Source organism: Mycobacterium sp. E2733, from assembly GCF_001667585.1.
Lineage (GTDB): Bacteria > Actinomycetota > Actinomycetes > Mycobacteriales > Mycobacteriaceae > Mycobacterium.
Genome location: NZ_LZJZ01000083.1, coordinates 110,299 through 136,309, shown reverse-complemented (window position 1 = coordinate 136,309; position 26,011 = coordinate 110,299). Strand labels below are relative to the sequence as shown.

25 protein-coding genes and 1 pseudogene are annotated in these 26,011 nt (G+C 68.3%); 17 read left to right on the top strand and 9 right to left on the bottom strand.

Annotation, left to right across the window (positions count from 1 at the left end; genetic code table 11):
* Positions 1–52 precede the first annotated feature (52 nt).
* From A5678_RS14055 to A5678_RS14025, 7 genes are all read left to right on the top strand, one after another.
* On the top strand, positions 53–1,216 hold the full coding sequence (locus A5678_RS14055; protein WP_197502141.1) for a virulence factor Mce family protein: 1,164 nt from the start codon (positions 53–55) through the stop codon (positions 1,214–1,216).
* The gene (locus tag A5678_RS14050; protein ID WP_068043256.1) at positions 1,210–2,760 is read left to right on the top strand and encodes a virulence factor Mce family protein; all 1,551 of its coding nucleotides are present in this window, start codon (positions 1,210–1,212) and stop codon (positions 2,758–2,760) included. The genes A5678_RS14055 and A5678_RS14050 overlap by 7 nt, the downstream gene beginning before the upstream one ends.
* A 362-nt stretch (positions 2,761–3,122) precedes the next feature.
* Positions 3,123–3,614: an Mce protein gene (locus tag A5678_RS27930; RefSeq protein WP_156746921.1), complete on the top strand. Its 492-nt coding sequence runs from the start codon at positions 3,123–3,125 to the stop codon at positions 3,612–3,614.
* Positions 3,611–4,582, top strand: coding sequence for an RDD family protein (locus tag A5678_RS14040; protein ID WP_068043253.1), 972 nt, complete (start codon positions 3,611–3,613; stop codon positions 4,580–4,582). Before A5678_RS27930 ends, A5678_RS14040 begins: the two co-directional genes overlap by 4 nt.
* A complete protein-coding gene (locus A5678_RS14035; RefSeq protein ID WP_068043252.1) occupies positions 4,579–5,133 on the top strand; it encodes a mammalian cell entry protein in 555 nt (184 codons plus the stop codon). The genes A5678_RS14040 and A5678_RS14035 overlap by 4 nt, the downstream gene beginning before the upstream one ends.
* A 41-nt stretch (positions 5,134–5,174) precedes the next feature.
* The gene (locus A5678_RS14030) at positions 5,175–5,810 is read left to right on the top strand and encodes an Mce protein (RefSeq protein ID WP_231983673.1); all 636 of its coding nucleotides are present in this window, start codon (positions 5,175–5,177) and stop codon (positions 5,808–5,810) included.
* Between the two features lie 18 nt (positions 5,811–5,828).
* Positions 5,829–6,503, top strand: a complete 675-nt coding sequence (locus tag A5678_RS14025) for a YoaK family protein (RefSeq protein ID WP_068043250.1) — start codon at positions 5,829–5,831, stop codon at positions 6,501–6,503.
* Here the strand turns inward: A5678_RS14025 and A5678_RS14020 are convergent.
* The 4 genes from A5678_RS14020 to A5678_RS14005 form a co-directional block, all read right to left on the bottom strand.
* Positions 6,496–7,605 (bottom strand): phosphodiester glycosidase family protein, encoded by a 1,110-nt coding sequence (locus tag A5678_RS14020; RefSeq protein ID WP_156746918.1) that lies wholly within the window; start codon positions 7,603–7,605, stop codon positions 6,496–6,498. The two genes, A5678_RS14025 and A5678_RS14020, sit on opposite strands and share 8 nt — an antisense overlap.
* A gap of 79 nt (positions 7,606–7,684) precedes the next feature.
* Positions 7,685–9,067, bottom strand: coding sequence for a YhgE/Pip domain-containing protein (locus A5678_RS14015; RefSeq protein WP_068043246.1), 1,383 nt, complete (start codon positions 9,065–9,067; stop codon positions 7,685–7,687).
* 34 nt (positions 9,068–9,101) lie between these two features.
* Positions 9,102–9,827 carry a pirin-like bicupin family protein gene (locus A5678_RS14010; protein ID WP_068043244.1) on the bottom strand — a complete coding sequence of 242 codons (726 nt, stop codon included), beginning with the start codon at positions 9,825–9,827 and terminating at the stop codon, positions 9,102–9,104.
* 25 nt (positions 9,828–9,852) lie between these two features.
* The gene (locus tag A5678_RS14005) at positions 9,853–10,677 is read right to left on the bottom strand and encodes a MarR family transcriptional regulator (RefSeq protein WP_068043601.1); all 825 of its coding nucleotides are present in this window, start codon (positions 10,675–10,677) and stop codon (positions 9,853–9,855) included.
* A 108-nt stretch (positions 10,678–10,785) separates the two neighbouring features.
* Here A5678_RS14005 and A5678_RS14000 point away from each other — a divergent pair, with 108 nt between their 5' ends.
* On the top strand, positions 10,786–11,919 hold the full coding sequence (locus A5678_RS14000; protein ID WP_082945561.1) for a dihydrodipicolinate reductase: 1,134 nt from the start codon (positions 10,786–10,788) through the stop codon (positions 11,917–11,919).
* Here the strand turns inward: A5678_RS14000 and A5678_RS13995 are convergent.
* Both A5678_RS13995 and A5678_RS13990 read right to left on the bottom strand, forming a co-directional pair.
* On the bottom strand, positions 11,916–13,325 hold the full coding sequence (locus tag A5678_RS13995) for an alpha/beta hydrolase domain-containing protein (protein WP_068043243.1): 1,410 nt from the start codon (positions 13,323–13,325) through the stop codon (positions 11,916–11,918). The two genes, A5678_RS14000 and A5678_RS13995, sit on opposite strands and share 4 nt — an antisense overlap.
* Positions 13,322–14,451: pseudogene (locus tag A5678_RS13990) on the bottom strand (sigma-70 family RNA polymerase sigma factor). Before A5678_RS13990 ends, A5678_RS13995 begins: the two are co-directional and overlap by 4 nt.
* Between A5678_RS13990 and A5678_RS13985 the strand changes: the two are divergent.
* Genes A5678_RS13985 through A5678_RS13970 form a run of 4 tightly spaced genes read left to right on the top strand, consistent with a single transcriptional unit; the run spans position 14,444 to position 18,660 of the window.
* Entirely contained in the window at positions 14,444–15,238 is a 795-nt protein-coding gene (locus A5678_RS13985; protein ID WP_231983667.1) for an alpha/beta hydrolase, read from the top strand. The pseudogene A5678_RS13990 and the gene A5678_RS13985 sit on opposite strands and share 8 nt — an antisense overlap.
* Positions 15,239–15,275: 37 nt before the next feature.
* Entirely contained in the window at positions 15,276–16,025 is a 750-nt protein-coding gene (locus A5678_RS13980) for a DUF2786 domain-containing protein (RefSeq protein WP_068043239.1), read from the top strand.
* Positions 16,022–16,534: a TIGR04338 family metallohydrolase gene (locus A5678_RS13975; protein WP_068043238.1), complete on the top strand. Its 513-nt coding sequence runs from the start codon at positions 16,022–16,024 to the stop codon at positions 16,532–16,534. Before A5678_RS13980 ends, A5678_RS13975 begins: the two co-directional genes overlap by 4 nt.
* Complete coding sequence (locus tag A5678_RS13970) at positions 16,531–18,660, top strand: beta-glucosidase (protein WP_197502139.1); 2,130 nt, start codon at positions 16,531–16,533, stop codon at positions 18,658–18,660. Before A5678_RS13975 ends, A5678_RS13970 begins: the two co-directional genes overlap by 4 nt.
* 106 nt (positions 18,661–18,766) lie before the next feature.
* On the opposite strand, the gene mymT is transcribed toward A5678_RS13970, so the two are convergent.
* Positions 18,767–18,913 carry a metallothionein MymT gene (mymT, locus tag A5678_RS26545; RefSeq protein WP_007167279.1) on the bottom strand — a complete coding sequence of 49 codons (147 nt, stop codon included), beginning with the start codon at positions 18,911–18,913 and terminating at the stop codon, positions 18,767–18,769.
* A 124-nt stretch (positions 18,914–19,037) separates the two neighbouring features.
* Between mymT and A5678_RS13965 the strand changes: the two genes are divergently transcribed.
* Positions 19,038–19,694, top strand: coding sequence for an O-methyltransferase (locus A5678_RS13965; protein ID WP_068043237.1), 657 nt, complete (start codon positions 19,038–19,040; stop codon positions 19,692–19,694).
* 7 nt (positions 19,695–19,701) lie between these two features.
* Here A5678_RS13965 and A5678_RS13960 read toward each other — a convergent pair whose 3' ends face one another.
* Positions 19,702–20,685, bottom strand: a complete 984-nt coding sequence (locus A5678_RS13960) for a nitronate monooxygenase (RefSeq protein WP_068043235.1) — start codon at positions 20,683–20,685, stop codon at positions 19,702–19,704.
* Positions 20,686–20,842: 157 nt separating this feature from the next.
* On the opposite strand from A5678_RS13960, the gene A5678_RS13955 reads away from it, so the two are divergent.
* The gene (locus A5678_RS13955; protein WP_068043234.1) at positions 20,843–21,283 is read left to right on the top strand and encodes an SPW repeat protein; all 441 of its coding nucleotides are present in this window, start codon (positions 20,843–20,845) and stop codon (positions 21,281–21,283) included.
* A 34-nt stretch (positions 21,284–21,317) separates the two neighbouring features.
* On the opposite strand, the gene ilvD is transcribed toward A5678_RS13955, so the two are convergent.
* Positions 21,318–23,033: a dihydroxy-acid dehydratase gene (ilvD, locus tag A5678_RS13950; RefSeq protein WP_068043232.1), complete on the bottom strand. Its 1,716-nt coding sequence runs from the start codon at positions 23,031–23,033 to the stop codon at positions 21,318–21,320.
* A 114-nt stretch (positions 23,034–23,147) separates the two neighbouring features.
* Here ilvD and A5678_RS13945 point away from each other — a divergent pair, with 114 nt between their 5' ends.
* From A5678_RS13945 to A5678_RS13935, 3 genes are all read left to right on the top strand, one after another.
* Positions 23,148–23,438: a metal-sensitive transcriptional regulator gene (locus A5678_RS13945; RefSeq protein WP_068043231.1), complete on the top strand. Its 291-nt coding sequence runs from the start codon at positions 23,148–23,150 to the stop codon at positions 23,436–23,438.
* Between the two features lie 134 nt (positions 23,439–23,572).
* Positions 23,573–24,805: an MFS transporter gene (locus tag A5678_RS13940; RefSeq protein ID WP_068043229.1), complete on the top strand. Its 1,233-nt coding sequence runs from the start codon at positions 23,573–23,575 to the stop codon at positions 24,803–24,805.
* Positions 24,806–24,923: 118 nt separating this feature from the next.
* Positions 24,924–25,952, top strand: a complete 1,029-nt coding sequence (locus tag A5678_RS13935; protein ID WP_068043227.1) for a L,D-transpeptidase family protein — start codon at positions 24,924–24,926, stop codon at positions 25,950–25,952.
* The last annotated feature ends 59 nt before the right edge of the window (positions 25,953–26,011 follow it).

Below are 26,011 nucleotides of genomic sequence, written 5' to 3'. Positions count from 1 at the left end.
GAGGCGCGGGACGAGCGCGGTACGCGCGAGGAGCAAGCCGAACCGACGGCCAGTGATGAACGTGCTGAATCTGGTCCACCGGCGGGCCTGGCAGGCGATGGTCCTGCTGGTGGCCGCGCTGGTGCTGAGCTCGTGCGGCTGGCGCGGGATCTCGAACGTCGCGATCCCCGGTGGCCCGGGCAGCGGTTCGGGCGCCATGACGATCTACGTGCAGGTGCCCGACACCCTGGCGATCAACGGCAACAGCAAGGTGATGGTCGCCGACGTCTTCGTCGGGTCGATCAAGAAGATCGAGCTGAAGAACTGGATCGCCACCCTGACGCTGGGTGTCGACAAGAGCGTCAAGCTGCCCAAGAACGCCACCGCCAAGATCGGTCAGACCTCGCTGCTGGGTTCCCAGCACGTCGAGCTCGCCGCGCCGCCGAACCCGTCGCAGGAATTGCTCAAGAACGGCGACACCATTCCGCTGAAGAATTCCTCGTCGTATCCCACCACCGAGCAGACTCTGGCCAGCCTGTCGCTGATCCTGCGTGGCGGCGGCATCCCCAACCTGGAGGTGCTGCAGAACGAGGTCTACAACATCTTCAATGGGCGGGGCGAGGCGATCCGGTCCTTTCTCGGCAAGCTGGACACTTTCACCGACCAGCTCAACCAGCAGCGCGATGACATCACCCACGCGATCGACTCGACCAACCGGCTGCTCACCTACGTGGGCGCCCGCGCCGACGTCCTCGACCGAGTGCTCACCGACATCCCGCCGCTGATCAAGCATTTCGCCGACACCAAGAACCTGCTGATCAACGCCGTCGACGCGGTGGGACGACTCAGCCAGGCCGCCGACCAGTACCTGTCGGAAGCCCGCGGGCCGCTGCACACCGACCTGCAGGCGCTGCAGTGCCCGCTCAAGGAGCTGGGCAAGGGTGCGCCGTATCTGATCGGGGCGCTGAAGCTGATCCTGACTCAGCCGTTCGACATCGACACCGTGCCGAAGATCTTCCGCGGCGACTACATCAACATTTCGCTGACGCTCGACGTGACCTACAGTTCCGTCGACAACGCGTTCCTCACCGGTACCGGATTGTCGGGGGCCCTGCGCGCGCTCGAGCAGTCGTTCGGGCGTGATCCCGAGACGATGATCCCCGACGTCCGCTACACGCCGAACCCGAATGACGCGCCTGGCGGGCCACTGGTGGAAAGGGGGGACAGGAATTGCTGACTCCTTTCGTCAGACGCCAGTTGGTCGCGTTCGGGATCCTGACGGTCATCTCGCTGCTCGTACTCGGGGTGTACTACCTGCAGATCCCGAGCCTGGTGGGCATCGGTCGATACACGCTTAAGGCCGAGCTGCCCGCCTCGGGGGGCCTGTATCCGACGGCGAACGTGACGTATCGCGGCATCACGATCGGCAAGGTCACCGATGTGGAACCGACCGAGCGCGGCGCCGAAGCGACGATGAGCATCGACAGCCGCTACAAGATCCCGACCGACGCGACGGCCAACGTGCACTCGGTGTCGGCCGTCGGTGAGCAGTACCTGGACCTGGAGTCGACCGGGAACCCGGGCAAGTTCTTGTCGGACGGTCAGACGATCACGAAGGGCACCGTGCCCGCCGAGATCGGTCCGGCGTTGGACACGGCCAACCGTGGGCTCGCGGTGCTGCCCAAGGACAAGATCGCCCAACTGCTCGACGAGACGGCGCAATCCGTGGGTGGGCTGGGTCCCGCCCTACAGCGGCTGGTGGACTCCACACAGGCGATCGTCGGCGATTTCAAGACCAACATCACCGACGTCAACGACATCATTCAAAACTCGGGCGGCGTGCTGGACAGCCAGGTCAATTCGGGCAATGCCATCGAACGCTGGGCGCGCAATTTGAACCGGCTGGGCGCGCAGTCCGCGCAGGAAGACCAACACGTCAAAAGCATTCTGCGCCAGGCGGCGCCGACGGCCGATCAGGTCAACGACGTATTCAACGACGTGCGGGATTCGTTGCCGCAGACGCTGGCGAATCTCGAGGTGGTGTTCGACCTGCTCAAGCGCTACCACACCGGCGTGGAGCAGGTCTTGGTGTTCCTGCCGCAGGGCGCCTCGATCGCCCAGACGGTGGCAGCGCCGTTCCCGAACATGGCGGCGCTGGACCTGGCGTTGTCGATCAACCAGCCGCCGCCGTGTCTGACCGGCTTCATCCCGGCGTCGGAGTGGCGGTCCCCGGCTGACACCAGCTTGCAGCCGTTGCCGTCCGGCACGTACTGCAAGATTCCGATGGACACCCCGGCCAACAGCGTGCGCGGATCGCGGAATATCCCGTGTACGGACATCGAGGGCAAGCGGGCGGCCACTCCACGGGAATGCCGCGACCCCCATCCATACGTCCCGGCCGGGACCAACCCCTGGTACGGCGACCCCAACCAGATCTTGACCTGCCCCGCCCCCGCGGCGCGGTGTGACCAGCCGGTGAAACCCGGTCAGGTGATCCCGGCGCCGTCGATCGACACCGGCCTGAACCCGGCACCCTCGGACCGGGTGTCGGGGACGCCTCCGCCTACCAGTGACCCCTTGTCGCGGCCGGGGTCGGGTACCGTGCAGTGCAACGGCCAGCAGCCCAACCCGTGTGTCTATACCCCCAGCGGGCCTCCCGTGGCGGTCTATAGTCCCCAAAGCGGCCAACTGGTAGGGCCAGACGGAGTTAAATACTCCGTCGAAAACTCGGCCAGAACAGGAGACGACGGATGGAAGGAGATGCTGGCGCCAGCCGGCTGAACCCCCCACCCATGCCGAAGTTTCGTCGTCTGCGCAGACGGCGTCCGAAGAACGAGGACCCGGCGGCCGCCGCCGACCCGACCAATCCCGACGTGACGACCGAGGGTTCGGCCGATCCCGAGGACGCAACCGAAGAGACCAGCGCCGAGGGGGCGGGGTCGATCGACGCGGCGGCGACGACCGAGGAGCCGTCGGCGACCGAGGACCCGTCGGCGGACGACGTGGCGACGGACGAAGTGGCGGCGGCGGAGCCGGCGGAACCCGAGGCCGCAACCGAGGAGACCAGCCCCGAGACCGCCGCCGAGGAGCCGTCCGAATTCGAGGCGGAGCCCGCGGCCGTCGCCGGACGTCGTCCGTCGCGGCTGGGCCGCCGCGGATGGTTGGCCGGCATCGCGACGGTGCTCGTGCTCTGCGCCGCAGGTGTCGGCGCCGGCGGATACTTCGCTTTGCGCTACCACCACGAAAGCCAGGCGATAGCCCGCAACGACGCCGCGGCGCTCAAGGCGGCAGTCGACTGCGTTTCGGCGACGCAGGCCCCCGACACCAATGCGATGGCGGCGAGTGAGCAGAAGATCATCGACTGCGGCACCGACGCCTTCCGGTCGCAAGCCCTGCTCTACACCAGCATGCTCGTTCAGGCGTATCAGGCCGCCAACGTTCACGTACAGGTGTCCGACATGCGGGCGGCGGTCGAACGCAACAACCCCGATGGTTCGGTCGAGGTGCTCGTCGCCGTCCGCGTCAAGGTCGCCAACGATCAGACGCAGAACGAAACCGGGTACCGCCTGCGGGTGAAGATGGCCCAGGCCGAAGGGCAATACAAGATAGCCAAGCTCGACCAGGTGACGAAGTGACGGTGGTGGTCGAGAAGCCACCGGCCACGGCCGTCCAGGAGTCCCCGCGGAAACCGTTGGCGCCCTGGCATGTTCGCGCCGGCGCGCTCGCCATAGATGTGCTGCCCGGTATCGCCGCGATGGCGACGATGGCGCTGGCCTGTTTCACCGTGCCCGCCGGCGGCGTGTGGTGGTGGCTGTCCATCGCGGTCATCGGGGTCGTCGTCCTGCTGGTGCTGGTGAACCGGTTGCTGCTTCCGACGATCACCGGCTGGAGCGTGGGACGGGCACTATTCGGCATTGCGGTGGTGCGGCGCGATGGCGAACCGATCGGCCCATGGGGGCTGCTGCTCCGGGATACGGCACACCTGCTCGACACCGTATCGGTGGTGGGATGGCTTTGGCCGCTGTGGGATTCGGGGCGCCGCACCTTCGCAGACATGCTGCTGCGTACCGAAGTGCGGCGGCGGGAATCGGCCGAGCCGGCGTTCAACGTGCGGCGGTGGACGACGGTGGTGGTACTGGGTGCGGCGGCATTGTGCCTCGCGGGTGCGGCGATGAGCTATGGGGCCGTGTTCTCCCGGGATCGGGCCACCGACCAAACGCGGGCACAGCTTGACACGCAGGGCCCGAAGATCGTCGCGCAGATGCTGACCTACGACCCGAAATCGTTGCACGACGACTTTGCCCGAGCCCTGTCGTTGGCGACCGACAAATACCGGAGGCAGCTGGCCGACCAGCAGGACGTGGTACAGAAGGGCAAGCCGGTCATCAACGAGTACTGGGTGACCGACCACGCGATCCAGTCCGCGTCGCCCAATCGCGCGACGATGCTGATGTTCATGCAGGGGCGGCGCGGCGCGGCGCCCGATGAACGCTACATCTCCGCCACCGTTCGGGTGGCTTTCGTTAAAGACGGCGGCGGCCGCTGGCTCGTCGACGATCTCACGGTGCTCACCAAGCCCAAACCGCCCGGGAGCGGAAAATGAGCCCGCGCCGCAAGTTTCAGCCGGGCGAGGAGCCGCTGCTGGTCCCGCATCCGGTCCCGCGGGCACGGCCGTGGGGCCTGCCGCTGGCCACCGCCATCGCCGCGCTCGTCATGACGGCCGCGATCACGGTGTGCGCCCTGATGCTCGTCAACCATGAAACCCGCGAGCGCGCCGCGTCGAAGAATCGCGAGGTGCTCAGCTACGTGACCGGCTTCATGGCGCAGTTCACCTCCATCGATCCATTCCATGCCAATGACTACGTGACGCGGGTGCTCTCCCAGGCAACCGGCGACTTCGCCAAGGAGTACCGCGACAAGGCGAACGAGATCTTGCTGCAGGTGGCCCGGGCGGAACCGGCCACCGGCACCGTCTTGGACGCAGGGGTGGAGCGATGGAACGACGACGGCAGCGTCACCGTCATCGTGGCCACCTCGGTCAGCTCCAAATCGCCGGACGGTAAACAGGTTTGGGAGAACGCCAATCGGTGGACGGCGACCGCCACGCAGGAAGGAAATCAGTGGAAGATCAGCAACCTGCAGCAGGTGATCTAGCCGCCGACGGGAGCGCCGCCTCGGAGGAGGCGCCGACCGAGGTGCGCACCGAGTCGTCGACCGCCGACGAGGACGCCACTGCCGCAGCGGAATCCACCGCGGACGGCGGTGACGCCGAGGCGGCCGAGGCGCAACCCGCCGGTCGCAAACGCCGCAAATGGCTGGCCGGTAAGCGGCTGGGCATCACGGTCGTCGTGGCCGCTTTGCTGTTCGTCGGCTCGGCGGCGTTCGCCGGCGCGGCGGTGCAGCCGTACCTGAGCGATCGGGCCGCCGCGGCGACGAAACTCAAAGTGGCGCGGACCGCGGCCGACGCGATCACCACCCTGTGGACGTACACGCCGGAGAACATGGACACCCTCGCCGACCGCGCCTCTCGCTACCTCAGTGGGGATTTCGAGGCGCAGTACCGCAAGTTCGTCGACGCCATCGTGGCCCCCAACAAGCAGGCCAAGATCACCAACCACACCGATGTCACCGGCGCGGCGGTCGAGACGATCGACGATGCCAATGCAGTTGTCATCGTGTACACCAACACCACGTCCACCAGCCCGCTGACCAAGAACGTGCCGTCGCTGAAGTACCTGTCCTACCGGCTGTTCCTGAAGCGCGTGAAGAGCCGCTGGCTGGTGACTAGGATGACGACGATCACGTCGCTGGATTTGACGCCGCACGTCTAGCGCGGTCTGCTGCGACCCATGGCCGTTACTTCGCCGGTGTCGGAGCGATCGACCGTCGCGGCGTTGTTGCTGTTGACCTTCGCCACCGGCCTGGCCGACTCGATCAGCATCCTGGTGCTCGGCCACGTGTTCGTCGCCAACATGACGGGAAACGTGATCTTCCTGGGCTTTTGGCCGGCGCCCAGGACCAGCATCGACCTGACGGCGGTCGTGGTGGCGCTGCCCACCTTCGTCTGCGCCACGATCCTCAGTGGCCGGATATCCCGGCACTTCGCTGACCGGACGCGAAGCTGGATCACCACCGTATTGGCAACGGAGATCACGCTTTTGGTGGCGTTGGCGATCCTGGCCGGCGCCGGGACCCTGCGGTATCACGACAACACCAAGCTGATCCTGATCGGCATCCTCGCGGTCACGTTCGGTCTGCAGCACTCGAGCGCCCGCCAATTCGGCATCCAGGAGCTGTCCACTACGGTGCTGACGTCGACGATCGTCAGCCTCGGCCTGGACAGCCGCCTGGCCGGCGGCACGGGCGACCGTCAAACATTGCGTCTGGGCGTCGTCGCGACGATGTGTGCCGGCGCTTTTCTGGGAGCGACGATGTCACGATTCGTCGTGGCGCCGGTGTTCGCCGTGACGGCGGCGGTGGTGGCGGCCAGCCTCCTGATCTTCCGCTTGGGCCGGGCTAGTTGAAGGCCAGCCAGCTGGGCAGCGCCCGCTCGTGCGAATCGCAGAGCACCTGCCGGGTGTCGCAGGATCCCCGTGGCGAGCCCGCACCGGCCCACATGCCGCCGGTGTCGCGGCGCAACACAATGGCCGACGACCCGCCCCCGTCGAGCAGGACGGCGTTGTCGCTGCCCAGCCCGCGGAACAGGTCCTGCATGTTGTCCGGCGTGTAGCTGCCGCCCTCGAAGACGTACATCTCGTCTTTTTGCCTCGAGTACGCCAAAGCCGTTCGCGCGGCGCTGGGTCCGCCGTCGTGCAGCTGCCCGGTGTTGCCGGGCGCCAGCAGCCCGATGCCGGACACCGCGACGAACCGCTCGTTCTTGTTCAGCAGATCCTGGACCACGGGAGTCGCGGAGTCGTAGTCGTTCTTGGCCCGGGGCCACACCACGTAGGGCGCACCGCCGGACGGCAGGATCATCGTCGTCAGGGCGCTCCAGCTTTCGCCGCCGCCCGACAGGCCCTGCTTGCCGGGGTAGGCGACGGTGCCGGTGACGGCCTGATTGGCGCGGCCCTGGCCGTGGGTGTTGTCCACGAAGGCGCCCAGCGGTGAACTGCAACCGGTCTGACGCCACGAGCCCGCCTTCTGACCCCGCACGTCGAAGAAGTTGGCGTTGACGGCGATCGTCGGTTGGCCCATCCGTTGCCACGCCTGCAGCGGGGAATAGAGTTCCGATGCCTGCCAGAGCCCCTCGCCGGTGCGTGCGCCGGGGTTGTTCTCGCAGCGCGCCTGATCGCCTCGATGGGTGTCGACCAGCAGGTGGGGCGAGAGCCGTCCCGCCGCATTCTTGATGATCATCAGGTGGCCGCCGTTGTTCATCTCATACCAGCTGCCACCGGCGTTGAGCATCGGCGCGGGGTGACCCGGGCCGAAGTTATAGACCAGGTAGGAACCTTTGGTGGTGTTGATGGCATTGGCCAGCAGGTCGCGGCCGTCGGCGGCGTGCGCGAGCGGCTGTCCCGTCGTGCACGCCAGGGCGACCCACGCAACCGCGGCGGTGCAGCCGGCCACCAGCCGGCGCAAGCTGGCGCGTCGGGTCAGCACGATCGCCCTTTCCGCCCTGGTCTGGATGCAACACCAACATCATCTGTCACGTCTGTCACACTGTCAATCTAGATAACGGGCGGATGACACTTGGGCGGCGTTCGAATTACGTTTCCTCGCTTGAGCTTTCGAGCTCAGCGGCGCTCGTCTGTTCGTGCTTGCTTCGGCGCGCCTGATGCTGGGCCTGGTGCTCCATGGCGATCGCCATCTCGACCGCCCCGGGAATCCGGTGGAACCCCTTGCGGTCGTACAGGTGGGTGATGATGCCGCCCAGCAGCAGGCCGATCACGAGGCCGATCGACGTCATGATCAGCGCCTGGGATATCCCGGTATCCGCGTGCCCCTTGAAGTACAGCAGCGACCGAGCGCCCAGGAAAACCTGGTGCATGGGCTCGAATTCGGCCAGCCAGCGGAAGAACGGCGGCGTCGCCTCCAGCGGGACGGTGGCGCCGGCCGACGGCAACCCGAGGATCACGAAGATCAGCATGCTGACCAGCAGGCCGCCCGTGCCCAGCACCGAGAGCAGCGAGCTGGAGGTGATGCCCACCGCGGCGATCGCGAACACCCCGTAGGCCCAGAGTTGCCAGCCGAGGTCGATGGGCATGCCGAGCCCGTGGGCGATCGCCAGGTAGACGGCCGAGGTGAGCAGCCCCAGCAGCACCATGATGGCCCACTTGAGCAACAGGGTCTGAAAGCGTGAAATTCGCACTTGCTCGGCGAAGCGATAAACCGGGCCGAATTCGGCCGGTACGTAACCGAGTAACGCATCGACCAGCGTGCTGACCACGATGCTGCCGGTGAACCCCGCGAGCAGTAGCAAGAGCGCGTAGTAGAAGGCCGACAGCCCGTTGCCGGTGCCGTTGGGCAGCGGGTTGTACACCTTCGACTCGATGTCGATCGGACTGGCAAGGCCCACCTCCGCGGCCCCGGCGATCGGGGCGCCGCCCGTCTGCGCCTTGACCTCGGCGATAAGCCGTTCGCCCACTTCGCCATTGGCCATACCCATCGCCATGTTCAGGGTCTGGCTGGCGATGCTGGAGCCGAGCGTGCCGGCCCGCGGGTTGGTCGAAATCGTGATGACGGGCCGTTCCGCATGGCCCGGCAGCACGGCGCTCGTCCCCAGGTCCCGCAGCTTCGACGAGAAGCTCGGCGGTATCAGCACCGAGCCGTACACGTGGCCGGTGTCCAGCTGGCGCTTGGCTGCGTCGCGGGTGAGTACGCGGACGTCGAATTTGTTCTTGTCAAGCCCATTGACCAAGCGGCCGGTCAACTCCGCGCCCGCCGGTCCGGCATCCTCGTTCACCACGGCGATGGGGAAGTGCCGAAGGTTGGTCATCGGGTTGACGATGCCGCCGAGGTAGAGCGCGCACAACGCCGACATCAGGGCCAACGTGATGACGAGCGGCGCCGCCCAGAACCGTACGGTCCGGACCGCCTTGATGTTCCGGTTGGGGTTGGGCGCCGCGTGTTGCGGTCGCGATTGAGACATGCCGGCTCCTGTCTGTCACGCCCACTCTATGGGCTCAGTCACCGAGCTTCGCGTGCATCTCCCAGAGCAGCAGTTCCGCTGGCTCGATGGCCGTCAACCGCCGGCCGTCGCCGTCGGTGAACCGAACGGCGTCACCCTCCTGCAGGTCGCCGACGCCTTCGCAGGTGACGGCGCCCCGGGCCGTGAATAAGTGCAGGTACGGCGCTGTCGGTAGGCTCACCGCCTCGCCGGCCCGCAACCGCGCGGCGTGCAGTGCGGCATTGCGGTTGTGTAGGGCGATCGCCCCGTCTTGCCCGGGGATACCTGAGGCGATCGTCACAAGTGTGCCGTCCAACACCTTCGCGTCGATCTCGTGCTGTTGATAGCCCGCGGCGATGCCGGCCTCGTCGGGCAGCACCCACATCTGAACGAAATGCACTGGCTCCGTGGACGAGTCGTTCGTCTCCGAATGCAGGATTCCGCTGCCCGCCGACATGCGCTGAGCCAGGCCCGGATAGATGACGCCGCCATTGCCGATGGAGTCCCGATGCGCCAGTTGACCCTGCAGGACCCAGGTCACGATCTCCATGTCCCGGTGCGGATGGGTGTCGAATCCGGTTCCGGGCGCGATGATGTCGTCGTTGTTCACCAGGAGCAGCCCATGGTGGGTGTTGTCCGGATCGTAGTGCTCGCCGAACGAGAACGAGTGCCGGGACGTCAGCCAGGGCGTGGTGGTGACGGCCCGCGCGGCCGCGCGACGCACTTCCGCGTGGGCTGCCATGTCGTCAGCCTAATCGGCGCCGCGGTCAGGCCACCGTCGCGGTGAGCACCCCCTGGGCATGCCGGAGCGCGGCGTCGAGCTCGGGCAGGGTCAGCCCGGCGGAGCGGCCCAGGTGGATCTCGATCTGGTATTCTGGCTGCCCGTCCCGGCCGAAGACCGGCAGGACCACGAATTCCGCTGTGGGAAGGTCGGTTTCGAGCGTTTCGGTGACCGATCGCAGCGTCACCATCGTCATCAGCGTGGTGAGCTGGCGGGTGACGTGGGCCGTCGGCTCGAGGGAGGCGAGCACGTCCGCCAGCCGGTTGTGCAGCGACTGATGGGTGTCGTCGAACCGCCATGCGCCGTACCCGCGGGCGCGGATATCGGCGAGCACCCGCTGGTGTTCCGCGATTTCTGCCCTCGTCAGCCGCGGCATCACCCGGTGCAGCCAGGCGTGGACGAAATCGTCGTCGCGCCAGGCCATCGCGACCAGGCCGAACGGCGGGTCGATCGGGAAGCGCTGACCGACGGCCTGCCCGCCGTCGGTGCCATGGCCGACCGCGTCGACGGTGGTCAGGTGGCGGCCGCCGATTCTCGACATCGAGCAGCCCGCGCCTAGCGCTTCGTGCAGGAACTGCAGCGCCTCGCGGCCCCGGTCCAGCAGCGGGAACTGCTCCCGCAGCCCGTGCACCAGCCCGAACAGGCCACTGCCCAGCACGTACCGGCGATCATCGCGGCGCGCCACCCAGGCGCGCCCCTCCAGCTCGGCCAGCACCAGGGCGCAGGTGGAGGTACTGATCGCGCAGCGCTTCGCCAGCTCGGCCGACGTGCGCCCGGACGGGGAATCCGCCAGAGCGGCAAGCAGATTCATCACGCGGGCGGTGGGCCGTGATTTGGCGGTTGACGTACCGATGTGCGCCTCCCTACGATCCGTCCAAAATGCAACAATACGCATCCTAATATTAGGAGATACTCCGTCATGATCAAGGTGGGGGTGTGGGGGCCGGGCTCCATGGGAGTGATCGCGTTGCGTGGCGTGATCGACCACCCGGAATTGCAGTTGGTCGACCTCGTCGTGCACAGCGACGCCAAGGCGGGCCGCGACGCGGGCGAGTTGTGCGGAACCGGGCCGGTCGGGGTGGTGGCCACTCAGGACCCGGCGGCGCTGCTCGCCGGCGACGCCGACGCGGTGGTGTACGCCGCCGGCGCCAACCTGCGGCCGCTGGAGGCCATCGCGGACATGGTCTCGATCCTGCGGGCCGGTAAGAACGTGGTGTCCTGTTCGGTAGTTCCGCTGGTTTTTCCCGATGCAGTGGACGCCGTGTTCACCGATCCGCTGCGGCAGGCCGCGCTCAACGGCGGTGTGTCGTTCTTCACCACCGGCATCGACAGCGGGTTCGCCAATGACGTTCTGCCGCTGGTGCTTACCGGGGTTTCCCGGTCGATCGACTCGGTGCGGGTGACGGAGATGTTCAACTACGCCACCTATCCGGACCGGGCCGCGGTGTACGAAATCCTCGGGTTCGGCAAGCCACCGGAATACCGGGCGTTTGCCGCCCAGCCCGGGATCTTCACCTTCGGCTGGGGACCCGTCCTGCACCAGCTCGCCGCCGGACTGGGGGTGAAGATCGACGACATCGAGGAAAGCAATGAACGGATTCCCGCCATTGAATCCTTCGACACGCCCACCGGCCACATCGCCGCCGGGACCATTGCGGCCATGCGCTCTACGTTGACCGGATACGTCGGCGGGAAGCCAACTTTCATCCTCGACCACGTCACCCGGATGCGCGACGACGTCGCACCGGACTGGCCGCAGCCGAACATCTCGATCGCGCCGAAGGAGCTCGGTTACGGGGGCGCATCCGGGCGCGGCCTGTATCGGGTGGAGATCGAGGGATCTCCAAGCATGCGATGCGATTTCGAGATGGCCGAAGACCACGACCATGACCTGGGTGCGCGCATCGCCGGCGCCTCGCGGATGGTCAACGCCATCCCCACGGTTTGCGCGGCCCCACCCGGGCTGCTTTCGGCGCTGGACCTGCCGCCGATCACCGGGGTGGGCCTGGTCCGCCCGGTGGCGGGACCGCCGCCGGACAGCCGCCTGTTCTAGGGGCGGTCGGCGGGATAGGTGGCGGCGGCCAGCTCGAGGATCTCGGCCCGGTCCGCCGCCAGGATGAACCCGCAGCGGATCGACGCATCGAGCGCGGCGGTGAAGCGTTCCAGGTACTGTGCCTTTCCGGCCGGATAGAGCCGGCGCAGCGTGTCGACGTCGAAGAGTTCGCCGGAGCCGAAGAGCGACGACATGACGCTCTCTTCACCGCCGAGTCCCGAGGTTCGCGCGACGGGTACGTCGACCCACGGCGTTCTGACGCCGCCCTGCGCCAGGCCGTTGGCGTCCGGAACGGGTTGCGGCCCATCGGCATCGCGCACCTGCATGGGTGCCGCGCTGGGCGGTGGCGCGCCCGTGCCCACCCACGTGTTCAGCGCGGCGAGCGCCGCCTGCACCACGTAGTGGTGTTGCGGGCCGAAGTTGATGTGGTGCGAAAAGCGTTGTCCCAGCAGCACGTTGGTGGGTGCGTAGGCGGCGACGAGGTGCGCGAGCGGTGCCGATCCGCTGTCGATCGGCGCCACCTGGATGGTGTAGTTGTCGGCGTGCGCGGCGCCGGGAATCTCCCAGACCCGCAGCCATTGGTTGTCGGGCTGCCTGGCGAAGTAATAGCCCTCCCGCGCACCACCGAAGAGATCCGTCTCGGTGATGATGGTCAGCAGCGGAACCCGCAGGTCCGGACGGAACGCGACTGCCCGGGGTGCGCCGGTTTCGTCGAAGATCGAGCTGCCGTCGAGCGGTGCGGCGGGGCCGAACCTGGAATGGACGAAGAAGCCGTCGTATGTCGCGGCCAACGGGTCGACCGCGTTGACGTAGGTGGTGAGGAACATGGCCGATTGCGACTCGCCCAGCGCGATGACGTGTCGGACCCGCAGATCACCCAAAACGGCGGCGCCCCCGGGCTTTTTGATGAGGCCGGCGACTTGGGAGAAGATGTCGTAGGAGAAGGCGTCGCCCGGGTGGTGCAGGGGCGCATAGCGTGTCGGCTCCTGGCTTTTCAACGACATGTCGACACCGAGCAGGCTCGCGCCACCGTCGATACCGACCCGCTGGGCCGACACGGCGATGTACGCGTAGCCCGCGCGAACGATCTCCCGGTGCGCCATCATCCACACCGCGGGGGCGTCGATGCCGCCGCTCACGTTGAGCCATTCGACCAGCGCCGTCCCGTTGAATCGCGCCGGATCGGCGGGCGTCAGCACCACTATTCGGGTGGTGTAATCCGCTGTCGCGGATGGTGTTACGCTCCACCGCCCATCGGACTCCGGAGCCGCTGCGGGGGCGTAGGACGTGGCCGTCCCGGAGACGAAGAACTCCTCGGTGCGGTACCCCACGTCGGCGAGGTCGAAAGCCCCCAACAGCAGCAGGGGCCGCCCGGGCGCGGGTGTGATGCCGAGCGGGTAGGTCATAGCGAATCGGGCAGCCCGAATTTTGCGAACAACTTCTCGTCGAGGAACGCGACCACATGGGACACCCGGTCGCCGTGCACGTCCAGCACGTGCAACTGGAAGGGGACGTGCCGCTCCCCGGCACGCATGTACATGGCGGCGCCGGGCTGGCCGTTGGCCACCAGCGGCAAAAGGCGCATGTCGCCGGGGGACTCGGCGGGGCATTGCTGGTGAATGAGGGTGACGATGTCGCGCGCACCCTGGTACCAGCCGGTGTAGGGCGGCATCTCCCAGATCGCCTCGGCGGTGAACAGCTCCACCAGGCGGTCGATGTCGTAGGTTTCGAAGGCGGCGATGTAGCGGTCCAGCAGGTCCTGCGTCTCGGCCGAGTCCGGTGCCGCCAACCGGTCGCCGGTGCTGGGCCCGACGGCGTCCAGCTGAGACCGGGCCCGTTGCAACAGGCTATTGACGGCGGTCGTGGTGGTGCCGATCGCCGCGGCGACTTCGGCGGACTTCCACTGCAGCACGTCGCGCAGCAGCAGCACGGCACGCTGGCGCGGTGAAAGATGTTGCAGCGCCGCGACAAACGCCAGCCGGACCGACTCGCGCGACCCGACGATGACCGACGGGTCGGCCGGGTCATTGGTCAGGTCCGGGAGCGGCTCCAGCCAGGGCACCTCGCGGCGCTCCTGCAGCTCGGCGGTGGGGTCGGCACTGGGTGCGCCCAGGCCGGTCGGCAGCGGCCGGCGCTGCCGCCCCTCCAGCGCGCTCAGGCAGGTGTTGGTGGCGATGCGATGCAGCCAGGTCCGCATCGAGGACTTGTTCTCGAAGCGGTCGTAGGCCTTCCACGCCCGCAGCAACGTTTCCTGAACCAGATCCTCGGCGTCGTGCAACGACCCGGTCATCCGGTAGCAGTGGGCGAGCAGCTCACGACGGTACGGCTCGGCATGCGCCGAGAAATCCCCGCCGACCACCGGGCCGAGGTCGGAGGTTGCGGTGTTTTGCGCGAGCAGGCCCACGTGCATGAGCCTACGACAGTGTCCGGCAGGGCGATCCGCACCGGGAGCCATTACGCTGCCCGTAATGACTAGGACCGTGCAGTGAACCGAGCCGAACGGAATTTCGACGGATTCGGTGGCGTGCGCATCGTTTACGACGTCTGGACACCCGACACGCCGGCACGCGGGGTGGTAGTCCTGTCCCATGGTCTCGGCGAATATGCCCGCCGGTACGACCACGTCGCGCAGTGTTTCGGTGCGGCGGGCCTGGTCACCTACGCGTTGGACCACCGGGGGCACGGCCGCTCGGGCGGCAAGCGGGTGCTGGTCCGGGACATCTCCGAGTACGCCACGGACTTCGACAGCCTGGTCCGGATCGCCACCCGCGAGCATCCCGGCCTCAAGTGCATCGTGCTCGGGCACAGCATGGGCGGCGCCATTGTGTTCGCCTACGGCGTCGAACGCCCCGACAGCTACGACCTGATGGTGCTGTCGGGGCCGGCCGTGGCGGCGCAGGACCAGGTGTCGCCGCTGATGGTGCTGGCCGCCCGCGTGCTCGGCGCCCTGGTGCCCGGCCTGCCGGTGCAGGAGCTCGACGTCGACGCCATCTCCCGGGATCCCGCGGTGGTGGCGGCCTACAAGAACGATCCGCTGGTGTACCACGGCAAGGTTCCGGCCGGCATCGGCCGGGCGCTCCTTCAGGTCGGCGAGACCATGCCGGAGCGGGCGCCGGCGCTGACGGCGCCGCTGCTGGTGGTGCACGGCTCCGACGACCGCCTCATCCCGGTCGCCGGCAGCCGGCGCCTGGTCGAGTGCGTGGGATCCACAGATGTCGAATTGAAGGTCTACCCGGGGCTCTACCACGAGGTCTTCAACGAGCCGGAGCGCCACCAGGTGCTGAGCGACGTGGTCTCGTGGATCACCGCCCGGCTCTGAGGCGAAGGTGTCGGATCGCTCCCGTAGTTTGGCGCATATGACCGACGACAAAACGCTGGCCCGCATCGCCGCACTGTTGCGTCAGGCGGAAGGCACCGACAACCCGCACGAGGCGGACGCCTTCATGAGCGCCGCGCAGCGGTTGGCGACGGCGGCCTCCATCGACTTGGCGGTGGCGCGGTCGCACGCGGCCAACCGCTCGCCGGCGCAGGCACCGACCCAGCGCACCATCACCATCGGAAACGCGGGCACCAAGGGGCTGCGGACGTATGTGCAGCTGTTCGTGTTGATCGCTCTGGCCAACGACGTGCGCTGTGATGTGGCATCGAATTCGACGTTCGTTTACGCCTACGGGTTCGCCGAGGACATCGACGCCGCTCACGCGTTGTATGCCAGCCTGGTCGTCCAGATGGTGCGGGCGTCGGACGCCTACCTCGCGTCCGGCGCGCACCGGCCCACGCCCACCATCACTGCGCGGCTCAACTTCCAGCTGGCCTTCGGCGCGCGGGTGGGCCAGCGCCTGGCGGAGGCGCGCGAGGAGGCCCGGCGCGAGGCGACCAGGGACCGCCGGCGCCCGCCGGGCACCGCTATTGCATTGCGCGACAAGGATGTCGAGCTGCACGATTATTACCGGAGCGCGTCGAAGGCGCGTGGCACCTATCAGGTCAGCCGGGCGACGGCCGGCTATTCCTCGGCGGCGCGGCGCGCCGGCGATCGGGCCGGTCGGCGCGCGCGGCTGGGCAACAGCCCCGAACTGCCCGGAGCGCGCGCCCCGCTGGGCCGGTGAGCCCGGGGCAGTCCGCCAAGCGGGACTCCCAGCGCGCCAAGGTTTACGCGGCCGAGGAGTTCGTCCGGACGCTGTTCGACCGCGCCGCCGAGCACGGGTCGCGCGCCGTGGACTTCTTCGGCGGGCAGCTCACGCTGCCGCCGGAGGGACGATTCGGCTCGGTTTCCGCCGTGCAGCGCTATGTTGACCAGGTGCTTGCGTTGCCGACGGTGCGCCGGCGTTGGCCATCCACCGCGCCGCTGCGGGTGCGCCCCCGACGGGCCGCCACCGCGGCTCACTACGAATTTCGTGATGGCGCAGGCATCATCGCGGTCCCCGACCGCGACACGGCCGAGTGGGCGCTGCGCGAGCTGGTGGTGCTCCACGAAGTCGCGCACCACCTGTGCCAGGCCGAGCCGCCACACGGCCCGGAGTTCGTCGCCACGTTGTGCGAGCTGGCGGAGCTGGTGATGGGACCCGAACTCGGGCACGTGCTGCGCGTCGTGTACGCGAAACAGGGTGTGCGGTGAGCTCGTTCGGCGATGATGCCGACGCCCGGGCGCGCGAGGTCGAAGCCCTGCTGACCGACGACGAGCGATTCGCGCTGCTGGTCGGGGTGATGGGCGCCGGCGAAATGTGGCCGGTGCGCGACGAGCGCATCCCGCCGGACGTTCCGATGAGCGCCGCCTACGTCCCCGGCATTCCCCGGCTCGGCGTGCCGGCGTTGCTGATGAGCGACGCCGGGCTGGGCGTGACCAATCCCGGCTATCGCCCGGGCGACACGGCCACCGCGCTGCCCGCCGGGCTCGCGCTGGCCGCCGGCTTCGACCCGTCCCTCGCCCGCGCCGCCGGCCAGGTGATCGGCCGGGAAGCCCGCAGCCGCGGGTTCAACGTACAGCTCGCGGGGTCCATGAACCTCGCGCGGGACCCGCGCAACGGACGCAACTTCGAATACCTTTCCGAGGACCCGCTTTTGACCGCGACAATCGCCGCGGAGTCGATCGACGGGATCCAGCAGCAACGGGTGATCTCGACCGTCAAGCACTACTCGCTAAACTGCAACGAGACCAATCGGCACTTCCTGGACGCGGTCATCGACCCCGACGCGCATCGCGAATCCGACCTGCTGGCCTTCGAGATCGCCATCGAACGCGCGCAGCCGGGCGCGGTGATGACCGCCTACAACAAGGTCAACGGAACCTACGCCGCCGCCAACGACGTCCTGATCAACCGCGTGCTGAAAGGCGCATGGGGATACCGGGGCTGGGTCATGTCGGACTGGGGGGCCACCCCGTCCTGGGAGTGCGCGCTGGGCGGGCTGGACCAAGAGTGCGGGGCGCAAATCGACGCGCTGCTATGGCAGTCCGAGGCTTTCGGTGAGCCGCTGCGGGTCGCCCACGCCGACGGCAGGCTGACGCGCGAACGCCTCTCGGACATGGTCCGGCGGATCCTGCGGTCGATGTTCGCGGTCGGTGTCGACCGTGCCCAAGCCGCGCCCGCGCCGGACATGGCCGCGCACAACGAGATCGCGTTGCGGATCGCCCGGCAGGGGATCGTGCTGTTGACCAACCGCGGGCTACTGCCCCTGGCGCCGCAGTCGACCGCCCGGATCGCCGTCATCGGCGGATACGCACACGTCGGGGTGCCGGCCGGCTACGGCTCGAGCGCCGTGGTCCCGCCGGGCGGCTACGCGGCCGTCATCCCGATCGGCGGCTCGGGGCTGGAGGCCGGGCTGCGCAAGCTGCACCTGCTGCCGTCGAGCCCGCTCGACGAGCTCCGAAGACAATTCCCAAGCGCGCAAATCGAGTTCGACCCCGGCATCAGTACGGCCGAGGCCGTGCTCGCGGCGCGACGCGCGGACATCGTTATCGTGTTCGCGATCCGTGCCGAAGGGGAGGGCTTCGACATCGCCGACCTGTCGCTGCCGTGGGGGCAGGACGCGTTGATCAGCGCCGTAGCGGCCGCCAACCCCAACACCGTCGTGGTGCTCGAAACCGGCAACCCGGTGACCATGCCCTGGCGGGACTCGGTCCAGGCCATCGTGCAGGCGTGGTATCCGGGGCAATCCGGCGGCCGGGCCATCGCGGAAATCCTTGCCGGTCGGGTCAATCCATCGGGCCGGCTGCCGATCACCTTTCCGGTTGACCTGGCCCAGACGCCGCGCCCGGAGCTGCCCGGCCTCGGCATTCCCTGGGGGGCGCCGAGCACGATCGACTACGCCGAGGGATCCGACGTCGGCTACCGCTGGTTCGCCACCACCGGCGAGGCTCCGATGTTCGCCTTCGGTCATGGCTTGTCCTACACCGACTTCGAGTACCGGGATCTGACCGTCACCGGCGGGGACACGGTGACCGCCAGCTTCAGCGTCGCCAACACCGGCGACCGCGCCGGCGCCGACGTCCCGCAGCTGTACCTGACCGCCGCCCCGGACCGGCAATGCCTGCGGTTGCTGGGATTCGAGCGGGTCGAGCTCGAGCCCGGCGCCAGCCACCGCGTCACCATCGAAGCGGACCCGCGTCTGCTCTCCCGCTACGACGGCAGCGTTGGATGCTGGCGAATCGGGGCGGGCGATTACCTGGTCGCGGTCGGCACGTCAGCGGTCGCGCCGCGGCTGGCGGCGACGGTCGAGCTCGCCGATCGTACGTTCGGGCGCTGATTCCGGCCGCGTCGAGTGTGCGTTCACGGCGTTGACCGTGCGCTCAGGGTTGGTTTCCCCGGCGCGTCGCCGCCCTGGGCGCACACTCGACGCGGACCTCAGCGGACTACTTGACCGGGGTCAGCTCGTCGCCGCAGGTGCAGCGGTACGGCTCACCCGCACCGGAGCAGTGGCAGGGAACCTCGATGCGAACGCGACACCCGCAGCCCTCGTGGCCACAAGTCAGCTCGGTGCCTGCTTCGTAATTTGCCATTTCACTCACCCATTTCTTTGTCGTGGACTCTTGCGGCTGTGATCGACCACATGGCCACTATATACCCCCCATGGGTATCTGGTAAATGGTCGTGACCCGTCCGGTACCGGCTAGCGTTGATCGCATGACCCCGAACCCAACCCCCCAAGACGTCGACGCTTTTCTGGACGGAACCGTGGTCGGCGACGATCCGGCGCTGAGCGCGGCGCTGGAGGCCAGCGACGCCGCCGGCTTGCCGCGGATCGCCGTGTCCGCCCAGCAGGGCAAGTTTCTGGGCCTGTTGGCCGGGGCGATCCAGGCGCACCGCATCCTCGAGATCGGCACGCTGGGCGGCTTCAGCACCATCTGGCTCGCGCGCGGCGCCGGACCGCAGGGCCGGGTGGTGACGCTGGAATACGAGCCCAAGCACGCCGAGGTCGCGCGGGCCAACCTGGAGCGGGCGGGACTCGCCGACCGGGTGCAGGTGGTAGTCGGCGCCGCGCTGGACACGCTGCCCACATTGGACGGCGGCCCCTTCGACATGGTGTTCATCGACGCCGACAAAGAGAGCTACGTCGAATACTTACAGTGGGCGGTCCGGCTGGCTCGCCCGGGCGCACTCATCTTGGCGGACAACGTGATTCGGGAGGGCGAGATCCTCGAGCCGCAGCGCAATGCCCAGGCCGAGGCGGTGCGCAACACTTTGCAGCTGATGGGCGAACACCCACGGCTGGACACGGCCGTTATCCAAACGGTCGGCGCCAAGCGCTGGGACGGCTTCGCGCTCGCCCTGGTGCGCTAGCGTCGGGTCAACGCGGGCTGAGATCGGCGACCGCTTGGGCGGCCGAGGTGAGTTCGCCGATCCGCAGCGCGGTTTCACCGGCGTAGAGCGCCGCGCGGTCCACCCACTCATCGGGCATGGTGGCGAGCGGCGCCAGCGGCGTGAACAGCGGGCGGCCTGCAGACTGCAGGCGCATCAATGCGCCGGCGTCGAAATAGCCCAGCGCGGCCATTAAGCGGCTCGCCGAGTTGATGGACGCCGGCAACGACTTTGCCCAGCCGTCGTCGCGGCACCAGCGCCGCGTCGCGGCGTTGGGCACGACGCGATGCCGCAGCGGCCAGCTCAGGCCGAACAGGTTGGTTTCGATCGTCTTGTCCGCCTGGGCTATTCGCCGCTGATACTCCCGGTTGGCGTTGGCTTCGTGCGTCATCAGGAATCGCGTCCCGGCGACGACGCCGCTGGCGCCCGCCGCCAGGGCGTCGCGCGTGTCGGTGGCACTGGCGATACCGCCGGCGAGAAACACCGGGCGACCGGCGGCCGCGGTCAGCGCCTCCGGCAGGAACTGCAGCGCCGGCATGGTGCCGACGAGGTGGCCACCGGCCTCGCGGCCCTGGGCGATCAAACCGTCGGCGCCCCAACCGATAGCGGCGCGGGCCTGCGCCGCAGTACCGACCATCACGAAGACGAAGATGCCGGCATCGCGCAGATGCTGAACGAGTCCACGCTTTTCACCGAACGCCAGCACGACGGCATCGACGCCGGCGTCGACGCAGACCGCGACGTGCGAGCGATGCACGAACGGCATCAACAGATTCACCGCGACCGCGCGGCCCGGCGCCCGCTCACGCACCTGATCGATGGCCGCCCGTAACTGGCGCGGGGTGGCAATGCCCAGGGTGCCGAGACCGCCCGCCTGGGCGACCGCGGCCGCCAGCGGCGCTGTCGCCAGGCCGCCGCCCATGCCCGCCTGAGCGACCGGAACGTCCATTCGCAGCCGGTCCGCGATGTCCATGTCTTACGACGCTACGCGCCAGGTCAATCGGGTTGTCAGTGGGTCCCGGGCGCCCGCGAATTCGTTGCTGGCCCAGCGCGATCGAGCGTAATCTTAACGGCAGATGGATGGGTGCGGACAGCCCAAAAGGCTTGCTGCATAACAGAAAGGTCACAAAATGAGTACAGTCCATTCATCAATCGATCACCACCCGGATTTGTTGGCTCTGCGCGCGAGCTATGACCGCGTTGCCGAGTCGATGAGTGCGCACGTCACCTTCGGGCTGGCGTTGCTGACCGGCCTGTATGTGGCCGCGTCACCGTGGATGGTGGGTTTCAGCACGACGGGATCGCTCGCCACGTCCAACCTGGTCGCCGGGATCGCGGCGGCGTTCTTGGCGTACGGGTTCGCCACGGCGCTCGACCGCGCACACGGCATGACCTGGACGATGCCGGTGCTCGGTGTGTGGGTCATCGTCTCGCTGTGGATTCTGCCGGGCGTCGCGCTGACCGCCGGCATGACGTGGTCGAATGTCGTCGCCGGTGCGTTGCTGACGCTGTTGGGCCTCAACGCGACGTACTTCGGCAGGCGTACGCGCGCGGCGGCCAGCCACGCATAGTTTCCAAACCCGTTGAGCGAAGCGGCGATCGGGCCTAGCCGCAGACCGCACCGATCGCCGCCGAGCTCACCAGCTTGACGTACTTGGCCAGTACGCCGGTCTTGTAGCGTGGCGGCGGAGGTGTGAAACCCTCTCGCCGGGAAGCGAATTCGGCCGGATCGACCAGGACGTCGAGGACACGATTGGCGACATCCAGGCGGATCCGGTCACCGTCGCGCAGGAAGGCGATAGGCCCGGCGTCGACCGCCTCGGGTGCGATGTGGCCCACGCACAGGCCGGTCGTCCCGCCGGAGAAGCGGCCGTCGGTCAGCAGCAGCACGTCCTTGCCCAGGCCGGCGCCCTTGATCGCGCCGGTGATGGCGAGCATCTCGCGCATCCCGGGGCCGCCCTTGGGGCCCTCGTAACGGATCACCACGGCATCACCCTTGGCGATCGTCCCGTCCTCGAGGGCGTCCAGCGCGGCGCGCTCGCCGTCGAAAACCCTTGCCGTGCCCTCGAACACCTGCGAATCGAAACCGGCCGACTTGACCACCGCGCCCTCGGGCGCCAGGGACCCGCGCAGGATCGTGATGCCGCCGGTCGGATGGATGGGATTGTCCAGGGCCCGCAGCACCTTGCCGTCCGGGTCGGGCGGATCGATCGCGGCCAGGTTCTCGGCGACGGTTCGGCCCGACACGGTCAGGCAATCCCCGTGCAGCAGGCCCGCATCCAGCAGCGCCTTCATCGCCACCGGCACGCCGCCGATCTGATCGACATGCGACATGACGTGACGGCCGAACGGTTTGACGTCGGCGAGGTGCGGAACCTTCGACCCGATGCGGCTGAAGTCGTCGAGCGACAGTTCGACGTCGGCCTCGTGCGCGATCGCCAGGAGGTGCAACACGGCGTTGGTCGAGCCGCCGAACGCCATCACCACCGCGATGGCGTTCTCGAACGCCTCCTTGGTGAGGATGTCGCGGGCGGTGATGCCGCGGCGCAGCAACTCCACGACGGCCTGGCCACTGCGGCGGGCGAACCCGTCGCGGCGGTAATCGGTGGCCGGTGGGGCGGCGCTGCCGGGCAGCGACATGCCGAGGGCCTCCGCGGCGCTGGCCATCGTGTTGGCGGTGTACATGCCGCCGCACGCGCCCTCGCTGGGGCAGATCGCGCGTTCGATGGCGTCGACGTCCTCGCGGGGCATCAAGCCGCGGGCGCACGCGCCCACCGCCTCGAATGCGTCGATGATGGTGACCTCGCGTTCGGTGCCGTCGGACAGCTTGGCCCGCCCGGGCAGGATGGAGCCCGCGTACAGGAACACCGCCGCCAGATCCAGGCGCGCGGCGGCCATCAGCATCCCGGGCAGCGACTTGTCGCAGCCGGCCAGGAGCACCGATCCGTCGAGGCGCTCGGCCTGCATCACGGTCTCGACGCTGTCCGCGATCACCTCGCGCGACACCAGCGAGAAGTGCATGCCCTCGTGGCCCATCGAGATGCCGTCGGAAACGGAGATCGTCCCGAACTCGAGCGGGTAGCCGCCGGCCGCGAAGACGCCTTCCTTGACCGCCTTGGCGAGCCGGTCGAGCGAGAGGTTGCACGGGGTGATCTCGTTCCACGACGACGCCACCCCGATCTGCGGCTTGGCGAAGTCCTCGTCACCCATGCCGACTGCCCGCAACATGCCGCGGGCGGCGGCCTTCTCCAGGCCGTCTGTTACGTCACGACTGCGGGGTTTGATGTCGGTGACTCCAGTCGCATCGGGTGTGGTGGCCATCCTGCAAGTATGCGTGAACTGGCCGGACGGCAAATCCGCGGGTCATACCCGGGCGGGGTATAAAGTGGGTTTGTGGCGCCCGTCGGGCGCGTAGCGGCAAAGGTGAGGCAGGCGATGACGAACGCGCACGGGTATTCGCAGCAGAAGGACAACTACGCCAAACGGCTGCGGCGCATCGAGGGTCAGGTGCGAGGCATCGCGCGGATGATCGAGGAAGACAAGTACTGCATCGACGTCCTCACCCAGATCAGCGCCGTGAACAGCGCGCTGCGTTCCGTTGCTCTGAACCTGCTCGACGAGCACCTCAATCACTGCGTCACCCGCGCCGTGGCCGAGGGCGGCGAGGACGCCGACCACAAGCTCGCCGAGGCCTCGGCCGCCATCGCGCGCCTGGTTCGTTCCTGATTGGTGATCCAGTTGAGACCTGAGCTGGGGCCCTGACAAGGGGGGAGCCGCAGTTGCGGTCCGTACGCTAAGGCAGTGTGATCGCATTAGGCGCGACAACCCAGGAACTGGGTAGCCCGGCCGATACCGACGCCATGACTGCCGAACCCAATGCTGCCGCGCGAACGTGGACCCCACGGATCGCCGCCCAGCTCGTTGTGCTGGCCGCGGCGGCTTTCACCTATGTCACCGCCGAGATCCTGCCCGTCGGCGCGCTGCCGGCCATCGCCCGCAACCTGCACGTCAGCCTGGTACTCGTGGGCACCCTGCTGTCGTGGTACGCCCTGGTCGCAGCCCTGACCACCATCCCGCTGGTGCGCTGGACCGCGCATCTGCCGCGCCGCCGGGTGCTGGTGCTGAGCCTGACCTGCCTGACCGTCTCCCAAGTGATCTCCGCGCTGGCGCCCACCTTCGCGGTGCTGGCCGCCGGTCGCGTGCTCTGTGCGATCACCCACGGGCTGCTCTGGTCGGTCATCGCGCCGATCGCGACCCGGCTGGTGCCCTCCAGCCACGCCGGCCGCGCGACGATGTCGATCTACGCCGGAACCAGCCTCGCGCTGGTCGTCGGGAGCCCGCTGACCGCGGCCATGAGCCTGATGTGGGGCTGGCGCCTGGCGGTGGTGTGCGTGACCGTGGCCGCCGCCATCGTCACGGTGGCCGCCCGGGCGATGTTGCCGGAGATGGTGCTGACCGAGGACCAGCTCAAGTGCGTGGGCCCGCGGGCCCGCCACCACCGCAACCGCCGGCTGATCATCGTCAGCATCATCACCATGGTCGGCGTGACCGGGCATTTCGTCGCGTACACCTACATCGTGGAGATCATCCGCGAAGTCGTCGGCGTGCGCGGGCCGAATCTCGCGTGGGTGCTGGCCGCCTATGGCGCGGCGGGGGTGATCGCCGTCGCCCTGGTGGCGCGGCCGCTCGACCGCAGGCCCAAAGGGGCGATCATCCTGTGCATGAGCGGCCTGACGGCCGCGCTCGTGGTGCTGACCGCGCTGGCGCTGGGCGGCCGGCCCGCCGCGGCGGCAGCCCTGATCGGTACGGCCGCGATCGTGCTCTGGGGCGCGATGGCGACCGCCGTATCGCCGATGATGCAGGCCGCGGCGATGCGCAGTGGGGCCGACGATCCCGACGGGGCGTCGGGGCTGTACGTGACGGCGTTTCAGGTGGGCATCATGGCGGGCGCGCTGGCGGGCGGCCTGCTGTACGAACGCAGCGTTGTCCTGATGCTGGCCGCGTCGGCCGGTTTGATGGCCGTCGCGCTCGTCGGTACGGCGACCAACCGCCAGGTGCTCGACGTTGCGCCGACAAGCTCACGCGATTCATAGCTGGCCAGCTCAACGGCGCAAATGCCGCGGAAACAGGCCGCCGGGTGCGCGAGAAAACGTTAGCTGGAATGCACCCTATGCCACACTGTGTCAGGAACTCGAGCGTGGAGGGATGCATATGTCGGGCTGGATGCGAGGGAGGTTCCGGGCCGCCCTGAACGCAGCCGGATTGGCTTCTGTCATGGGTTTGGCACTGGTCGTGAGCGCGGCGCCCGCGCTGGCGGATCCGGATCAAGCCCCCGGTGATCCGGGCGTCGTGGCGGCCCCACCCGGTCCGCCCGCGCCGCCGCCCGACCCGTTGGCGCCCCCGCCTGCGCCCGACGCGCTTGCGCCACCACCGCCGCCGCCCGCGCCGCCGGCGCCGTGGCTGCCCCCGGCAGCGCAACCGGCCGCGGCCTCGGCCGAGGGGCAGAACCCCACCCCGTTCACCGGTACGCCGCCGTTCGGGCCGCCCTCGTTCGTCCCGAAGACCGGCTCGACGGTGGGGGTGGCCCAGCCGATCATCATCAACTTCCCCGGAACGGTGGAGGACGCCGGCGCGGCGATCAACGCCGTGCATGTCTCGTCCGTGCCGCCGGTGCCGGGCAAGTTCTACTGGATGACCCCCACCCAGCTGCGCTGGCGGCCGCTCAGCTTCTGGCCCGCGCACACCGCGGTGACCGTCGACGCCGGCGGCACCGTGACCAACTTCCAGACCGGCGACACGCTGGTCGCCACGGCCGACGACGCCACCCACCAGCTGACCGTCACGCGCAACGGCACCGTGGAGAAGACCATTCCGATGTCGATGGGCATGACGTCCGGTAATCACCAGACCCCCAATGGCACCTACTACGTGCAGGACAAGAAGGCATCGGTGGTGATGGACTCCTCGACCTACGGGGTCCCGGTCAACTCGACCTACGGCTACAAGGTGACGGTGGAGGACGCGGTCCGCTTCGATAACGTCGGCGACTACGTGCACAGCGCGCCGTGGTCCGTGGACGATCAGGGCAAGCGCGACGTCAGCCACGGCTGCATCAACATCAGCCCCTCCAACGCCAGGTGGTTCTTCGACAACTTCGGCCCAGGTGACCCCATCGTCGTGAAGAACTCCAGCGGCGGCAATTACAAGAAGAACGACGGCTCCGCCGACTGGATCAACTAGTCCTCAGCCCAGCAGACGCAAAATCGCCCGTTCCGATCCGGAATTGGGCGATTTTGCGT

Excerpts from the sequence above, each read along its gene's own strand:
- A5678_RS13980 (WP_068043239.1), top strand. The coding sequence starts at position 15,276 with ATGACCGACGACAAAACGCTGGCCCGCATCGCCGCACTGTTGCGTCAG.
- A5678_RS14025 (WP_068043250.1), top strand. The coding sequence starts at position 5,829 with ATGGCCGTTACTTCGCCGGTGTCGGAGCGATCGACCGTCGCGGCGTTG.
- A5678_RS13940 (WP_068043229.1), top strand. The coding sequence starts at position 23,573 with ATGACTGCCGAACCCAATGCTGCCGCGCGAACGTGGACCCCACGGATC.
- A5678_RS13955 (WP_068043234.1), top strand. The coding sequence starts at position 20,843 with ATGAGTACAGTCCATTCATCAATCGATCACCACCCGGATTTGTTGGCT.
- A5678_RS14035 (WP_068043252.1), top strand. The coding sequence starts at position 4,579 with ATGAGCCCGCGCCGCAAGTTTCAGCCGGGCGAGGAGCCGCTGCTGGTC.
- A5678_RS13965 (WP_068043237.1), top strand. The coding sequence starts at position 19,038 with ATGACCCCGAACCCAACCCCCCAAGACGTCGACGCTTTTCTGGACGGA.
- A5678_RS14015 (WP_068043246.1), bottom strand. The coding sequence starts at position 9,067 with ATGTCTCAATCGCGACCGCAACACGCGGCGCCCAACCCCAACCGGAAC.
- A5678_RS14010 (WP_068043244.1), bottom strand. The coding sequence starts at position 9,827 with ATGGCAGCCCACGCGGAAGTGCGTCGCGCGGCCGCGCGGGCCGTCACC.
- ilvD (WP_068043232.1), bottom strand. The coding sequence starts at position 23,033 with ATGGCCACCACACCCGATGCGACTGGAGTCACCGACATCAAACCCCGC.
- A5678_RS13960 (WP_068043235.1), bottom strand. The coding sequence starts at position 20,685 with ATGGACATCGCGGACCGGCTGCGAATGGACGTTCCGGTCGCTCAGGCG.
- A5678_RS14000 (WP_082945561.1), top strand. The coding sequence starts at position 10,786 with ATGATCAAGGTGGGGGTGTGGGGGCCGGGCTCCATGGGAGTGATCGCG.
- A5678_RS13995 (WP_068043243.1), bottom strand. The coding sequence starts at position 13,325 with ATGACCTACCCGCTCGGCATCACACCCGCGCCCGGGCGGCCCCTGCTG.
- A5678_RS14005 (WP_068043601.1), bottom strand. The coding sequence starts at position 10,677 with ATGAATCTGCTTGCCGCTCTGGCGGATTCCCCGTCCGGGCGCACGTCG.
- mymT (WP_007167279.1), bottom strand. The coding sequence starts at position 18,913 with ATGGCAAATTACGAAGCAGGCACCGAGCTGACTTGTGGCCACGAGGGC.
- A5678_RS13935 (WP_068043227.1), top strand. The coding sequence starts at position 24,924 with ATGTCGGGCTGGATGCGAGGGAGGTTCCGGGCCGCCCTGAACGCAGCC.
- A5678_RS13945 (WP_068043231.1), top strand. The coding sequence starts at position 23,148 with ATGACGAACGCGCACGGGTATTCGCAGCAGAAGGACAACTACGCCAAA.